Source organism: Alienimonas chondri, from assembly GCF_013036045.1.
Classification (GTDB): domain Bacteria; phylum Planctomycetota; class Planctomycetia; order Planctomycetales; family Planctomycetaceae; genus Alienimonas; species Alienimonas chondri.
In genome coordinates, this window is sequence record NZ_WTPX01000116.1 from 1 (window position 1) to 15,614 (window position 15,614).

11 protein-coding genes are annotated in these 15,614 nt (G+C 67.7%); 2 read left to right on the plus strand and 9 right to left on the minus strand.

Annotation, left to right across the window (positions count from 1 at the left end):
- Positions 1 to 27 precede the first annotated feature (27 nt).
- Both LzC2_RS15555 and LzC2_RS15560 read right to left on the minus strand, forming a co-directional pair.
- On the minus strand, positions 28 to 1,083 hold the full coding sequence (locus LzC2_RS15555) for a 3-oxoacyl-ACP synthase III (protein WP_171188655.1): 1,056 nt from the start codon (positions 1,081 to 1,083) through the stop codon (positions 28 to 30).
- Positions 1,084 to 1,211: 128 nt separating this feature from the next.
- The gene (locus LzC2_RS15560) at positions 1,212 to 1,436 is read right to left on the minus strand and encodes a hypothetical protein (protein ID WP_171188657.1); all 225 of its coding nucleotides are present in this window, start codon (positions 1,434 to 1,436) and stop codon (positions 1,212 to 1,214) included.
- Positions 1,437 to 1,760: 324 nt separating this feature from the next.
- On the opposite strand from LzC2_RS15560, the gene LzC2_RS15565 reads away from it, so the two are divergent.
- Positions 1,761 to 2,408 carry a DUF1990 family protein gene (locus LzC2_RS15565; protein WP_171188659.1) on the plus strand — a complete coding sequence of 216 codons (648 nt, stop codon included), beginning with the start codon at positions 1,761 to 1,763 and terminating at the stop codon, positions 2,406 to 2,408.
- Positions 2,409 to 2,443: 35 nt separating this feature from the next.
- Here LzC2_RS15565 and LzC2_RS15570 read toward each other — a convergent pair whose 3' ends face one another.
- Complete coding sequence (locus LzC2_RS15570; RefSeq protein WP_206678744.1) at positions 2,444 to 4,210, minus strand: CRTAC1 family protein; 1,767 nt, start codon at positions 4,208 to 4,210, stop codon at positions 2,444 to 2,446.
- Positions 4,211 to 4,293: 83 nt separating this feature from the next.
- The gene (locus LzC2_RS15575) at positions 4,294 to 7,071 is read right to left on the minus strand and encodes a multiheme c-type cytochrome (protein ID WP_315854698.1); all 2,778 of its coding nucleotides are present in this window, start codon (positions 7,069 to 7,071) and stop codon (positions 4,294 to 4,296) included.
- Between the two features lie 121 nt (positions 7,072 to 7,192).
- Between LzC2_RS15575 and LzC2_RS15580 the strand changes: the two genes are divergently transcribed.
- Positions 7,193 to 8,479 carry a leucine-rich repeat domain-containing protein gene (locus tag LzC2_RS15580; protein ID WP_171188673.1) on the plus strand — a complete coding sequence of 429 codons (1,287 nt, stop codon included), beginning with the start codon at positions 7,193 to 7,195 and terminating at the stop codon, positions 8,477 to 8,479.
- Here the strand turns inward: LzC2_RS15580 and LzC2_RS15585 are convergent, their stop codons facing one another.
- From LzC2_RS15585 to LzC2_RS15605, 5 genes are all read right to left on the minus strand, one after another.
- Positions 8,480 to 11,914, minus strand: a complete 3,435-nt coding sequence (locus LzC2_RS15585; RefSeq protein WP_171188675.1) for an efflux RND transporter permease subunit — start codon at positions 11,912 to 11,914, stop codon at positions 8,480 to 8,482.
- A 72-nt stretch (positions 11,915 to 11,986) separates the two neighbouring features.
- Entirely contained in the window at positions 11,987 to 13,684 is a 1,698-nt protein-coding gene (locus LzC2_RS15590; RefSeq protein WP_171188677.1) for an efflux RND transporter periplasmic adaptor subunit, read from the minus strand.
- A gap of 45 nt (positions 13,685 to 13,729) precedes the next feature.
- Positions 13,730 to 14,287 carry a MarR family winged helix-turn-helix transcriptional regulator gene (locus LzC2_RS15595; RefSeq protein ID WP_171188679.1) on the minus strand — a complete coding sequence of 186 codons (558 nt, stop codon included), beginning with the start codon at positions 14,285 to 14,287 and terminating at the stop codon, positions 13,730 to 13,732.
- A 175-nt stretch (positions 14,288 to 14,462) separates the two neighbouring features.
- Positions 14,463 to 15,200 carry a hypothetical protein gene (locus tag LzC2_RS15600; RefSeq protein ID WP_171188682.1) on the minus strand — a complete coding sequence of 246 codons (738 nt, stop codon included), beginning with the start codon at positions 15,198 to 15,200 and terminating at the stop codon, positions 14,463 to 14,465.
- Positions 15,201 to 15,303: 103 nt separating this feature from the next.
- A partial coding sequence (locus LzC2_RS15605) for a Uma2 family endonuclease (protein ID WP_206678745.1) occupies positions 15,304 to 15,614 on the minus strand: 311 nt, incomplete at its 5' end.

The following is a 15,614-nucleotide window of genomic DNA, read 5'->3' on the forward strand; positions in this document are numbered from 1 at the left end:
CAGAAACGCTCGGATCGCCCGCTCGGATCACCACTCCCAGCCCAGCATCACGCAGTTCAGCCCGCTGCCGATGCCCAGCCAGACGATTTTGTCGCCTGTGGCGAACGCCCCCGCATCCGCGGCGACGGAGGCGGCGGCGGGCAGGGCCGCGGCGCCGGTGTTGCCGTACACGCCGACGGTCGGGTGATCGAGCGCCGGATCCAGTCCCAGCGATTCGAATAACAATTTTTGATGAGCGCGGCCGACCTGATGGGTCACGGCGTGGTCCGGGGTGTCCGCGGTCCAGTTCAGTTCGGACTGAAAATCGTTCCAAGTTTCTCCGGCAAGGGCGATGCCGGCGTGGAGCAGCGCCTCGCTGTCGGTCGTCATGCGGGGGCGGCCGGCGCTGTCCAGCTCGTCCCCGCCAGTGCACAGGGCGGCGTGGGAGGTGTCCGTGCGGACCGCCCCGCCCAACAACCTCGGCGCCGAGGGAGCCAGCGATTCGTCGCACAACACCGCCGCCGCGGAGCCGCTGCCGATCGTCAAACTGGCAAAAGCCGCCTTCACGTCGGCCCGATTTGTATTTGGGTCTTGTAACAATGACTCAATCGTGCCTTCGACCAGATCCCGGCCGGTCTCCGTGCCGACCGCCACGCCAGCGGTGATCCGGCCCGCTTCGATCAGATCGGCGACGAACAGCAGGCCGTTGAGCACGCCGAGGCATGCGTTCGAGAGATCCAGCACGAACGCCGATTGGTTCGGCAAACCGCAGGCGGAATGCACCGCACAGGCGGTCGCCGGTTCGAGCCGATCGCGACAGACGCTGCCGTGGACGAGGGCGGAGACCCGTTCCCGCTTCAGTCCGTGGTCCCGCTCCGCCCGATCGAGGGCGGCGTTGGCGCTGCGGGCGCTGATTTCCCCGGGCTTCGTCCCGGGGGGGTAGAACCGGCGCTCGCGAATGCCGGTCATCAACTCCAGTCGCCCGGCCGGTAACCGCAATCGGTCGTAGACGGGGGCGAGCCGGGCTTCGAGATTGTCGCTGGAGACGACCTCATCCGGCGGGCAATGGGCAAGGCCGGCGAGGCGAACGCGGGTGTAACGCATCCACGCAGGTTATCGGAGGCGGCTTCGTGAAGCACCAAAGACCAAGAGATCAAGAACCAAGACGATCTGGCGACCGCCGACTTTGGTTCTTGATCTCTTGGTCTTTGAAGATTGCCGCCTCAGCGGCTTCACCGCGGCTTCATCCCGAAGTGACGTTCGAGTTCGGCGAGCTGGTCGAGCGCAGCGGTCCGACTGGCGACGACGGAGTCGGTCGGCTCCTTCACGTCCATGGTCAGGCTGCTGCGGACGAACCGCAGGCCGGTTTCGAGCATCTCCAACTGCTTGGCAGAGAGGGCTTCGACGGGAGCGCCGACGCCGCGGGAGGCGGCTTCGGGCGGGGCGGCGATAGGCACGGGCGAATGCTCCGTGGAGGGAGGGGGCGAAGAAATCGGATCCATGACGGCGGCCGACGGGGATGGTAGCCCCCGGAGACCGGTCACTCAACGGGCGGGAGCCCGCTTGAGGCGAGCCGGACCGCGCGAAGTGTCGCAGGCGGGGACTGCGAATACCGTGCCGGCCGGGCCTCATTCGACTGCGGCCGATTTCACTGACGGAGAAATTTGCGCTTGACCCGGGAGGAAAGCGGGCGCGCGCAGCATCGCCGCGGCGACGTTGCTGCGGCTTTGTCGATTCCCCGCGTGAACCGTGCGGGGGCCGTCCGGTTCGCTGAGGGACCGATGCCGACCCTCACCCGACCCACCGCCGCTCGCCTGACCGCGCTGCTGGACGCCGCGGCCGGCGCCGAACCGACGCACGAGCCCGGCGGTCTGGACGGCCCCGGCGATCGCTGGGCCAGCGCCGGACCGATGCGCACCGGCCATCAGGTGGATCTGGGCCGCGGCCCCGCGGTGTTCGCCGCCGCCCGCGACCGGCTCCTGCGGTGGGAACAGCTCCCCCGCTGGGTCTCGGTCCACGACGCCGCGTCGGTCGGTTCCGGCGACGTTCCCGCTCCGCCGACGGTCGGGACGGACGTCTGCGTGCTCGCTCGGGGCGGGGGGCTGTGGTGGACGAACCCGGCCCGCATCTACGAGGTGAGGGACGAAGCGGACTGCTTCAGCGTCGCCTACGTCACCCTGCCGGGGCACATCTGTCGGGGGGAGGAGCGGTTCCGCCTGACCCGTCATGCGGACGGCCGCGTTTGGTTCGACGTGCGGGCCGACAGCCAGTTGGCTCACCCCTTGGCGAAACTCGCCGGCCCGCTGGTCCGACGGCGACAGAAGGACTTCGCCCGCGATTGCCTCGCCGCGATGCGCCGGGCGGTCGCGTCGTCTCAGGAGCTTGTGCCGCGACCGGTTCATCCCGGTCCAGCGGCCGCGGCCGCATAGCTGCATAGATCGACCTGCCGGCACGTCGCCGCCCCTCAACCGGGGGGCGGGCGTTCGATGCGGAGCGCTTGATCGGCGGGCAGGTCGGTCAGCGTGCGTTCGACGCCGTCCGGCCAGACGACCCGCACCGAATCGACCGCTTCGGACTCCCCCAAGCCGAAGGTCAACGGAAGCTCCACCTGCGAGAGATATCCCCGCGTCGGGTTCACCGTCCTCGTCTGCGTCCGCCCGCCGGCGTCCACCGTGACGGTCGCCCCGAGCGCTCCCGCGGCGCCGCCGACGGTCACCCGCAGCCAATGCCGGCCGAGCGCCTGATCGTTCCGATACAACCGCGGCGCCCCGCCGAGCGACGTGAACAACAGGTCCGGGTCGCCGTCGAGATCGATATCGGCCGCGGTCACCGCCCGGCCGACGAACGGACGGACGAACTCGTCTCCCACCTGCTCGACCGTGAGCGGGACGAATTCCGCATCGCTGTCCCGCCCGGCGTTCCAGAACAACCGCGGAGGTTGTTCGTAGCTCATGCCCGGCTGCACGCGGGCGATCTCCGGTTCGAGGTGCCCGTTCGCCGCAACGAGATCGGGGCGCCCGTCGAGGTCCATGTCCGCCCACAGCACGCCGAAGGTGAGATCCGGCCGCGTCGACGCCCCCAGCCCCGCGGCGGCCGCGTCGTCCGTGAAGAAGGTCGTCCCCCGTCGAGCCGTATAGAGCGCCGTCATCTCCGAAGAAAAATTGCCGACGGCCAGCGCCCGACTGCGTTCGCCTCGAATCAGCGCCGCGTCGACGCCCATCGCCCCGCGGGCGGCGCCGGCCTCGTCGAAGGCGACCCCCGCCTCCCGGCCGCGCTCAAGAAACCGCCCCGGCTCGCCCTCGGCGGATTGATTCAGAAAGAGAAAGTTGCGAACCGTGTCGTTGGCGACGAAGACATCCGTATCGCCGTCCTCCTCCATGTCGAGGAACGTTAATCCCAGACTCTTCGCCAGCGGCTCGCCGGTCGCGGGATTCATGATATGAAGCCCGGCCGGCTCCGCGATCTCCGTGAAGCGGCCGCCGCCGTCGTTGCGATACAACCGCGGCAGGGTTCCGCCGAAGGCCCGCGGGCGTCCGTAGCCGCGTTCCGATCCGGTCAACGTGAAGGGTTGAGCAAGGTCCGCCTCGCGGCTCCAGTCCAGATAATTGAGGGCGAGCAAATCGAGATCGCCGTCGCCGTCCGCGTCGAACCAACCGGCGGCGGTCGTCCAATCCTCCGCCGATCCGGCCGTCCCGGTCGCGGCGGTCACGTCCTCGAACCGCCCGCCGCCGATGTTCCGATACAGGCGGTTCTCTCCCAGCGCCGTGATGTAGACGTCCGGCAACCCGTCAGCGTCGTAGTCCCCTATGGCACCGCCCATGCCGTAGAGCGGGGCGCCCAATCCGCTGCCGGCGGTGACGTCTGTAAACCGCCCGGTCCCGTCGTTTCTGAACAATTGCACGCCGGGAGACGAGTCGGTTTCTTGCTCCCACGGCCATCGAGTTGAATTTATGAAGAGTATGTCCGGGTCGCCGTCCGCATCGTAATCCAAGAACGCCGCCCCGCCGCCCATTGTTTCGGGTAAGAGCTTCTCGCCGGTCGCGGCGGTTTCATGATGGAACCCTGACAGCCCCGCAGCGGCGGTCACGTTGGTCAGCGGGATCGACGGCGGCGTCGCTTGAAGTCGCTTCGGGAGAGCGGCGGGCGGGACGGGAGTCTTCTCGCAACCCAGTCCCAGCCCGGCGGCGACGATCGCGCATAGAACCTGATTGAATATTAGCCCGATGCGCAAGCATCGGCAGTCGGAACGATCGCGGGAACCGCCCGGCAACGACGCACGGCCGACGCTGGCGCGTCGGGCTGGTATCGATGAGTTCATGGCCCGGGCGTCAGGTCGTAAATCACCGTCGCCTCCGCGGCTTTCGCCGCGTTCGGGGATCGTTCCCGGGCGAGCCGCAGGGCGCGGGCGGCGGCCACGTCGTCCGGTTTATATTTCGCATGCAGACGCCGGTACTCCTCCGCACGTGCTTCCTCGCCGCGTTCCCGAAAGAGCCGGGCGAGGTTATCCAATGCGGCGACGTTCGCCACATCCACTGCGAGAACGCGTTTAAAGGCGTCGATCGCGGCGGTTTCATATCGTTCCCGCTCAGCATCGTCGCCGGCTCGTCGGGCGAGATCGAGATAGGTGCGGCCCAGCAGGTTCGCCACGCGGTCGTCCCGGCTGAAATCGAACCCGCGGGCAGCCATCTCCGCGGTCGGGGGCCGATCCCACCGCAGCACGTCGCGGAAGTTCTCCGCGGCCTCCGCGGGGCGGCCGCTCTCGCGATTCAAGACGCCCCGCAACCAGTCCGTCGTCCAGGCCGGTGGGGGACTGGAATGCGCGACCGCCCGATCAAGCGTCGCCGTCGCTCCGGTCACGTCCCCGCCGGCGTGCAGGACGCGGGCGAGGTTCAGGGCGCCGTCGGACCGGCCCAATGCTTCGACCTGTCGAAACGCCTCCTCGGTCGTGCGGAGTTCGGCCGTGCCCTTACGCAGCGCCCCGATGCCGTAATCGTTCCACCGCTCCCAAGTCGGCACGCCGCGGACCGGGTTGTCGACGAGGGCGTTCACGTCGTCCGGCAGGCCGGCGACGGGGAAGGTGACGGAATCGGCGCTGATCGTGACGATCGGCGGATTCTCCCAATCCCCCCGCAGCGGCGGATCGCCGGGGCGGGCGGTCTCCGCGACGAACCGCATATAATCCGGCCGAAACTTCCGATACTTCACCTTCGCCGTGACCGTCAGCGGGGCCGTCAGGTCGTCCGGGACCGGCAGGCGATAATGCAGGCTCGCCGCGGCGCCGGGGGGGATCTGGTGATTATAGAGGACGGCGAACAGATCCCGCACGTTGCGTCGCTCGATCCGGTTCCCCTCGCGGTCCACGGGAAACGTATCGAACACATGCGCGGCGGGGTCGGCGGAATCCATCGCCTCCGGCGATCCGCTGGAATACAACACCCGATCGCCGCAGGAGACCGTCAGTTCGACCCATGCCTGATTGCTGTCCGCGGTGCCCTCCGTAAAAGCGTGGCCGAGGGTCAGCGTGCGGACGACGACTTCCAATAACACCGTTTCGCCCGGCTCCAGCGTCGGTACGGACGGCCGCAGCGGGGCGGTCAACTCGCCGTCAATAGCGCCGTCCTCCCGAACCCCGAATAGGTCGATGCGCAGGCAGTCTTTCAGAATCGATTCGTGGGCGAGGTAGGCGTCGGCCGATTCGTGCAGCCAGGCCAGCGCCGTGTTCGCCCCGCGGAACGTGTGATCGTGGACGCTGCGGACGCCGTCGGGGCCGAGCGTGGCGGCGAAGTCGTCGCTGGGGGTGCGGGGCATATGGCAGCCGTTGCAGTTCTCGGCGGCCCGCGGCGGATAATAAAACCCGCTCGCCCCGCCGCCGGAGACGCCGGACAGGCGGAACGAATCGTAATGGTTCTGGCCGCGCAGCCATTTATAATCGTTCAGCGCTTCCGGCAGGCCGACCTTGTGGCAGGTCGCGCAGAACTCCGCGCTCTTGTGCAGCGGCTTGAGCATCGATTGCTTGTGCAAGGCCGGCTTGGCCCGGACGAGTTGCCGATTAAGCCATTTGAGAATCGGTTCGTCGGAGTCTTCGAACGGGTACGGCTCCGCCGCTTCGAGCAGATAATCGCCGTTCCCCCGGACCCCGCCGTGGCCGCCGACCTCGGTGATCCCATGGCAGACGGCGCAGGTGATCCCCGCGTGGGCCGTCGGATCGGTGACGTCCTGATAAAATGGGTCGTCGAACGCTCCGCTGGCCAGCGGGACCGGGTCGTGACAGCCGGCGCACCAGCGGGCGACGTGTACGTCGCCGTCCCGCTCCAGCATCGCCTCCCGCGTCTTCCGCACCGCGGCGAGGTAGAACGGGTTATTAAACGAACTCAGCTTGTGCGCCCCGTGGGCGTGCGATGCGGCAATATCCGGATGACATTCGGCGCAGCGATCGTCGGTCATCAGGCGCTCTGCCGGAATAAACGTCCCGCCCGCGGTCCGGGTGAGGCTCGGCTCGAAGTACTCGGCTCCGTCCTCCGGGGACGCGGCGTTCCAATTCCGCGGATCGAGGGAGTGCGCCCCGCACAGCAACGCCACGACCGCCCCCGTCGCGAGGATGTAGTTCCGTCCCAGTCGCCACCGGATCGGCCGGCCCGCCCGCCGGTGCAGGCCGTATAAAACGAGGCACAAAACCGGCAGCGCGACGTGCAGCCAGTAAACGAGGTTCCGATCGACCGCATGAAACCGCTCCGCCAATCCCTCGACCCGGCAGAGCAGCACGCCCGTGACGAACAGCCCGACCGTCGCCGCAACCAGCGTCACCCCCGCGAGCGCCGCCCTGCGATTCCCCCGGCGCCACGCTGTCGCCCCGTGCAGCAGGGCGAACAACCCCAACGGCCCCGCGACCAGCGCCCCCAACGCCACATGCCCCAGCAGCATCCACGGCACGAACCAGTTCAGCAGATCGACGCCCCACGCCCCCAGGACGCGCACGCCGACCAGATAGGCGCTGTTCGCCCCCAACAGGGCCAGCAGCAGAAACGACACCCATAAGACCACGCGCAACCGCGGACCGACGGCGGGACGGCGGACGGCGGGACGATCCAACACGCCGGCATGATACGCGAAGCCCCGCTGTACGAAGTCCCGCGGCGGACGGCATGTGAACCGAAGGCGCTCGGCGGACGTTATTCTTCCCATCATCGAACGAACCGGCCCGCATTCTCTGTCCGTGTCTGACTCGCCCCCGCCCGACGACCGCCGGCCCGTCACCCGATTCGCCCGGCTGACCCGCTGGATCCCGACGCCCCCGCGGGTCTGGCGCTGGTGGAAGGCCCGCCCGAAGGCGGCTGCGTTTCTGTTCGGCATCGTGCTACTGCTGGGCTGGGGCGTCTCCGACCACGTCATCGCCGCATGGACCGGGCACCGGCTGCGATCTCAGGGGCACGGCGTGACGTTCGGGCACACGATCGACGAAGACCTCCGCGGCTGGGCGCCGCTGCCGACGGATTCGTCGCTGTATCTCACTCCCGTCACGGTCAGCTACGCCGGCGATGCGGATGGGGCTGGTTCGCTGGACGAGTTCCTCGACGCGGTCGAACGGATGCCGGGCGTTTCGCTCGTCCATCTGATGAACGCCCGCAATGTCACGCGAGAACAAGCCGGACGTGCGGCGACCTGCAATACCGGGCCGACGCTAATACTACAGCACTGCAGCTTTCAACGCGGCGGGTTCTCGCCGTTCGCCTCGCTCCCTCAACTTGAAGCCGTCTTCCTCACGGAGTGTTTCCTTCCACCCGGAGAACTGGGCGGACTGATCGCCGCGGATCATCTCAAGCGTCTGGAACTCTATGGAACGCGAGGGGTGGCTGGTTCTCTGGCGTCGTTGAGCGGACATGAGGAACTGGCAACCGTGGATGCCCTCGATTCTGACCTCAATGACATCGACTTCGCGGCTTTGGCCCGCTGCCCGTCGCTCGAATCCCCGTATCTGGCGGGGACTGACATTTCGGATGCCGGTCTCGCGGCCTTGAACGGCCGAGTGCTTCAATGGGAGTCGCTGCTGATTTCGAGGACCGCGGTGACGGATGCGGGGTTAGACGCAATTGGTTCGCACCCCGCGATCACCCTTGTCGACCTCCGCGGGACCTCCGTCGGCGACGCCGGCGTCGCGTCGGTCACACAGCGCTGCCCAAATCTGAAAGAGTTGTGGATGGCGAGAACCCGCGTCACTGACGAAGGCGTCGCGGCGCTGCGGCCTGTCGCGGGACGCTTGGAATGGCTCGATCTGGCTGAGACCGCCGTCACTGGCGACGGCCTCGCGGCGCTGGGGAGGTGCCCGCAATTGAAGGAGTTGTCTCTCTCCTACACGGCAATCGAGGATGCCGATCTCGCCGCCTTCCCGCATCGATATCCGAAGCTGCGGATGCTGGAACTCATCAACGCCCGCGTGACCCCGCAGGGCAAGGCCGCCCTTTGGAAGGCGCTTCCGGGACTCGGGATCAATATCTCGTACTGACTACTCGGACGTTCCCCCGCTGCGGAGGGCTTCGACGTTCACGAAGCGGCCGTAGAGGCTGTAATAGACGGGCAATAAGATCAGCACCAGCCCCGTCGTGATCGACAGGCCGAACGCCAGGCTCGCGGCCATCGGGACCAGGATCTGGGCTTGAAAACTCGTTTCCAACAGCATCGGGAACAGGCCGGCGACCGTCGTGGCGCTGGTCAGCAGTACGGGACGGAAGCGGCGGACGCCGCTTTCCATAATGGCCTGCCGCAGCGGTTGGCCCTGCTCGATGCGATGGTTGATGAAGTCGACCAGCACGATCGAATCGTTCACGACCACGCCGGACAGCGCCACGATCCCCATCATGCTGAAGAACGACAGCGGCAGGCCCATCACCCAGTGGCCGAACACCGCCCCAACCACGCCGAACGGGATGATGCCGAGGATTAATAGCGGCTGCGTATAACTGCGGAACTCCAGCGTCAGCAGGGCGAACATGCAGCACAACGCGATCGACAGACCCACGAAAATACTGCTGATGCTCTCCGCCCGTTGTTGCTGCTGACCCTTCCAGGTGACGTCCACGCCGGGATACTCTTCTAACAGGTCCGGCAGCACGTCGGTTTTGAGGCTGTTGACGATCTCCTGGGCGTTGCCCTCCGTCACGTCCACGGCGGAGGTGATCGTGACGCTGCGGCGCCGATTGATGCGATTGATTTCGCTGGGGCTGCGGTCGATTTCAATCTCCGCCAACTCCGTGATCGGGCGGGACAGACCGTCCGCGGTTCGCACGCGGATCTCCTCGAAGTCCGCCAAGCTGCGGCGGTCTTCGGTCGGATAACGCACCATGATCTTCACCTCGTCCCGACCGCGTTGAACGCGCATCACCTCCTCGCCGAAGTAACTGGCCCTGACGGTCTCAAACAAGTCGGCCCGATTCACGCCCAGCGCGACGGCGTTCGGTTTGAGGTTGAGTTGCAACTCCGCTTTGCCGGGGCGGCTGTCGTCGTCCACGTCGTAGACGCCGGGGAAGTCGGCGAGCTTCGCTTTGACCGCGGCGGCGGCGGCTTCCAAGCGGTCGGCGGCGGTTTTATCGGCGATGAGTTTGAACTCGATCGCTTTGCCGCCCGGCCCCATCGAGGGCGCCTCGAAGTTCGCGGCCTCCGCCCCGGCGATCTCGCCGGCTTCTTCACGCCAGGCGTCGATGATCTCCTTGGAGGTGACGGTCCGCAGAGCGGGATCGAGAATCTCCGCGAACACCTGTCCGAGCTGCCCGCCGCTGCTTTGACTGCTTTGATCGACGCCTTCGCCGCTGGCGTAGCCGACGCCCAATCGAACTAATTTGACCGGGCTGCGGCCGTCGACCGTGCGGTCTTTATAGTTCTCGCCGACGCGCTCCAACGCGGCGCCGACCCGTTCGACCGCTTGGCTGGTCACGCGGGAGGGGGTGCCGTCCGGGAAGATGAGGTTCGCCTGAACGCGGTTGGAGTCCATCTCCGGGAAGAACTCCTGCCGCACGAACCCGCCGCCGACGAATCCGAAGCTGGTCAGCAGCGCCGCGACGCTGCCGGCCACGACGATGCCGCGGTGATCCAAGCTCCACCGCAACGCCGGTTCATAGACGTTATTGACGAATCGTCCCAGCCCCGCCGTGCCGAGCCGGTTGGCCCGGGCGGAGAGATAAAAGAGCGGCCCGTACGCCCCGGCGAAGAACAGGCCGAACCAGGTGAGCAGCCCCGCCATCGTCCAGAGGATGACCTGCGCGACCACGCTGCCGGTCGCCGCTCCGAGATTCGCCTGCGCCTCCGGCGGCAGCAGGCTGTGGATGCCTTCCAGGTCGAGCAAAACCGCGGCCATCAAGACCGCCAGCGCGACCGGGACGGCGGCGATCAAATAACGCAGCGGCGCCAGTCCTCCGGACAGCCGGCTCCGCAGGCGTCCCAACGGTCCTTCGCCCGGCGCGTGAGCCAGGTGGCAGGGGAGAATGAAAACGCTTTCGACCAGCGAGATAATCAGGCAGGCGATGACCGTGATCGGCAGGATGGCGATGAATTTTCCCATCACCCCCAGCACGAACATCAGCGGGGCAAAGGCGATGATGGTCGTGCACACGCTGGTCGTCACGGAGGGAATCACCTCCGCGGTGCCGTCGATCGCCGCTTTCATATACGGCTTGCCCATCTCGCGGTGTGCGTAGATGTTCTCGCCGACGACGATCGCGTCGTCCACTAAAATGCCCAGGACCATCAGGAACGCGAACATGCTCAGCATATTCAGCGTCTGCCCGCCGAAATACAGCATGATCCCGGCGCCGAGGATCGAAATCGGAATCCCCAACGCGACCCATAACGCCAGCCGCAGTTCTAAAAAGACGGCCAGGACGATGAACACCAGGACCAGGCCCTGCCAGCCGTTCCTTAATAACAGTTCCATGCGATCGCGGACGTCCACGCTGCGGTCGTCCCACGTCACGAGGTCGTAGCCCTCGGGCATCGCGCGTTTCGCCGCGTAACTATGCACCGCGGCGGCGATGAGCAATAAATCTTCGTCGGCGGTGCGCTCCACGGCGACCACCAAGGCCGGTTGGCCGTTGATGCGGGTGGAGCTGCTGCTGTCGTCGAAGGCGTCGTGCACTTCGCCGAGGTCGTCGACGGTCAGCACCACGCCGGACGGGTCGGTGACGATAGGGATCGCCCGGATCATTTCGCCGGTCTCGCCGCGGGCCTCGCCCTTGACGATCACGTCCTGAGCGGCGCCCTTCAACGTGCCCCCGGGCAGATCGAGGTTCTCGCGGCGGAGAACCTGCGCCACGTCCTGCAGGCTCAACCCGTATTGGCGAAGGTTGTCCTCGGGGATCTCCACATCAATTTGAAACTCCTTCGACCCCTGCACGGTCGCCTGCGACACGACGGGCAAAGCGGTCAGCTCGTCCCGGATTTCCTCCGCGAGCGCCCGCAAGCGAAGCTCCGCGGCGACGGGGTCGGCGCCGGTTTTCTCAGGGTCCGGGCCGAGCACCGCGACCCGTACGGCCGTCTCGCGGAACGTTAATTGTCGGACCTCGACCCCTTCCGCCTGCACCGCGGCGGGGAAGGTGCTGATGCGGTCGACGGCGCTCTGCACCTCGTCCACCACCTCCTTCACGTCCGGCTCGGACGGGTCGATCTCGATGAGGACGCTCCCCAGTCCCTCCTGGGCGATCCCGGTGACCTCTTTAATGCCGTCCAGCGAACTGACCGCTTCTTCGACCTTTTGAACGATCGCCGATTCCACCTCATCCGGGTCCGCCCCGGGATAAGGCGCGGTGACGAGGGCGACTTCGAGTTCGAACTCCGGGAACACCTCGCGGCGCATCGAACCCAGGCAAACCGCTCCGACCGCCATTAAGGCGACCATCAGCGTGTTCATCGCCGGCGTGTTATTAATGGCCCAGCGGGCGAGCGACTTCATCGGGACGCGGTCGGGAGGGGCGGGCGAACGGCGACGGGAGCGGCGGCGTGAACGGAACTGAAGACGCGGGACTTAAGACTCTTCCGCCGGACCGCCGGCAGCGGCCTCGGCGACGCCGGCGGGGCGGGGGGAGGCGCCGTCGGCGTCGACTTCGTCGTCCGCCACGGCGCCGGCGTCGGGGGTCTGAGGCGCTTCAGGATCCGGATCGCCGGCCACGCGGACGCTCATGCCGGGCGTCGCCGCGGGCAGGGGGCTGGTCACGACCCGATCGCCCGGTTTCAACGACGCCCCGGCGGGCGGCACGAGCACCTTGCCGCCGACGATCGCGGCGACGGGCAACTCCGCGATGATTAATTTGCCGTCCCGGACGGCCCAGACGCGATTGCCGGGGCGCACGGCCTCCTCGGGGACTTCCAGCAGCGGCTCGGCCGGTTCGGTGTGCACCTGCACGCTGACGAACATCCCCCGCGCCAGCGCCCGCGGACCGGCGACCGGCAGCGATCCGCTGCCCCCCTTCATGGAAACGCTCCGCGGGTTCGCCACCCGCACCAGGCAGGGCACGGTGCGGGTGCGTTCATCGATCCCGGCGCCCGCCGCCCGGCTCAAGATCCCGTCCCAGGTATAAACGTTCCCGGCCAGTTCGTAATTCACCGTAACCGGCACCGACGGCAGGGCGTAGGCGGCGGCGTCGGCGGACATCTCCGGCGTGTCGTCGGTGGCCCGCGTGCCCTCCGGCGGGTGGGCGAGAATCCACGCCACGTCCTTCATTTGCAGGTTCGTGCGAACCTCCGCCTGACTGGTGTCGTTGACGGTGAACAACGCCCCGCCGACCTGCACCCGGCCGCCTTCCTCGACGTCGGACGACACGACGATTCCGTCCACCGGGCTTTTCACCTCGGTGCGGGAGAGGTCCAGCCTGGCCCGTTCGAGGGCGGTCTCGGTCAGTTCCTTTTGAACCTCCAGACCCTCCCGCTGAGCGGTCAGCAGCTTGAGGGAACTATTGGCCGTTTGATACCTGTCCACGGCCTGTAACTGGGTGCGGCGGGCCTGCTCGACGGCGGCGATCGACCCGCTGCCGCGTTCCTGCAACCGCTCCTGCCGGGCGGTGTCGCCGGCGGCCAGTTCGGCGTCTTTCTTGGCGATAGAGACGGTGCCGCGCGCGTTTTCAATTTGAACCTCCAGCTCCGCGAGCTTTCGATCCGCGGATCGGACCTCCGCATCGAGGCGTTTCACCTCCAGTCGATACGTTTCGGGATCGATCGTCAGCAGGGTCTGCCCGGCGGTCACGTACCGGCCGCTACGCAGGGAAGGGTCCATCGACACCACGCGGCCGGCCACTTCCGCTCCCACGTTAATCAGGCGGTAGGGCACCACGACGCCGTCGCTGGTCACGTCCAGACCGCCGACGTGCGGCGTAATCTCCGCCACCTCCACCAACGGGGCGGGCGAAACGCGGTTCACCGGACGGGCCGGCTCCTTGAGGTTCTTCAGGATCACCAGCGCCGCGATACCCACCGCGACCAACGCGAGGGAGACGCCGGCGTCGATCCATTTGCGACGGTCCGACTTCGGGGTTCGCTCGTAACGTTCGTGGGCCGTCGGATGAACGGATAGGGCTTCGGTCGCATGCGTTTTCTTCGGCGGAGCCGCGTCCGCCGAGCGAACGGCGTCGGCGCCCGTCCGCTTCGGCGACGGTTCGACCGAATCCGCGAAGGGATCCTCTACGGCCTGATCGGCCGGGGGCGGGGCGGTGGCGGAGAGGTCGGACATACGGGGGACCGAGCGGGGCCGGCGGGAAAAAAACGCGGGCGGGAGTCAAACGGGAGTCAAACGGGAGTCGGGTGACTCAGCCGACTCTCCCGCATCGGCGTCGACGGAGGCGTCGGCGACATTGCGGTTCGCCTCCGCGTCCGCTTCGGCGTCGTCGGGGTACTGATGAGAGCCGTCGGCAAGGTTCTCGCGGAGGTGCCGCAGCATGCGCTTCAATTCGGAGACCTCCCGCTCGTCCAGCCCCTCCAGCGCCTTCGCGCGAACCGCGAGGCCGATGTCCCGCACCCCCTCCCAGACCGGTTCGGCCTGAGCGGTGACGGACAGCAGATTCCTGCGGCGATCGTGCGGATCGGGGCGGCGTTCGATCCAGCCGTCGCGGGTCATCCGGTCGACCAGGCGGGCGACGCTGCTGGGCTCGACGCGCATCATCTCCGCCACTTCCGCCTGCGACAGCGACCCGTGGGCGGCGACCATGCCGAGCATCTGGCACTGCCGAAAGGTGATGCCGTGACCCTCCAACGCGGCGCTCATCGCCCGCTCGATGGCGTGCGCCGCCGTGAAGACGAAATAGGGGATGCTGTCGTGGAGATCGAGCTTCAGCACGTCGGCGGCGCCGAGCGGGGCGGGGGCGGGGGAGGTGGCCCCGTGATTATTGCAACGGCAATGGTTGTCACAACACCAATATCGCCGCCGACTCGAAATCAGGCCGTCAGCAATCCTCGGCCGGCTCGCTCGATACGCGTCCCCCGCGCGCTGTTCGCCTCCGGTCCGCCTGACCTCAACGGGCCATCCGCAGCCGTCGCACGACGACCTTGGGGATGACCAACTGGTCGCGGGGCACCAGCACATCCGGGATGATCGCCGGACGGTCCGTGCGATGAACCCGGAGCGGGGGGAGGTTCTCGGCCACGGCGTCGGCGGCCGCCGGGGCGTCGGCCTTCAACTCGACCTCCGTCCAGCCGCGGCCCTCCTGATGGTAGAGGACGGTCCCGGCGGGCAGGGCGAGATCCGCGGGGATCGCCTGCTTGTCCGCCGGGATCGCCGCGGTGAGGGGGTAGTCCTTCAGTTCCGGCGGGGCCGCCGCGACCGGATCGACGACCGGCTCCGGACGGGTCAGCGTGGAGGGGTCGATGTCCGGGTCGAACGGATCGGCGCCGGGCGCCTTGACCACCTCGCCGTTGCTGGCGTCGCCGCTGTCCGCCATGCCCAGCGGCGAACTCCGGGGGACGCTCGACCGACGTTCGGGATCGCGATCGTTCTCCCGCGGCGGGGCGGTTCGCGGATCAGGCCGCCGCGTGGGAACATCCCGCACGGCCGGCGCGGGCGTCGGAGCGACCGGCGCCGTGGCGGGCGGCGTCGCCGGGGCCGCGGCGTATCCGGCCGGTTGGGGGCCGTTCGCGCCGGCCACGGTCGCGCTTCCCTCGCAGCCCGTCAGCGTCGAGAGGGCGAACAGGCTCGCCGCCAGGAGGGCGAGCGCGCCTCCAAAGCGTCGATCGAGAGCGGTGTGAACGAGCATCAGGCGGAAGACGAAACAGGAGCGGGCGACTTCAGCGTCCCCCCGCGACCGCCGCGGGACAAGAGGGGATCCCGGCATTCGCCGTTAACTCGCCGGCGAGCAGTCAGCGCGGCGGCGGATAGAGCGCCCCGAGCGACACGTCGCCCAGATTGCTCAGCGGAATGACGGCGTCCGGCCCGACGTACGTCACCAGCTTCCACTCCTCGGCGCTCAACCGGCTGTAATGATCGCAGCGCGGTTCGTCCTGCGAGAGGATGAGGTAATCGGTCAGCGACGGGATCTCGCGGTATTCCGCCTGCTTCTCCACCCGGTCGGTCGTGGCGGTGGAAGGGGAGAGCACTTCGACCAGCACGGCGGGGTTCAGCAGCGTGTCCTGCTCGTCGCCGGGCATCATCTCCGGGGGCATCGGCGCCA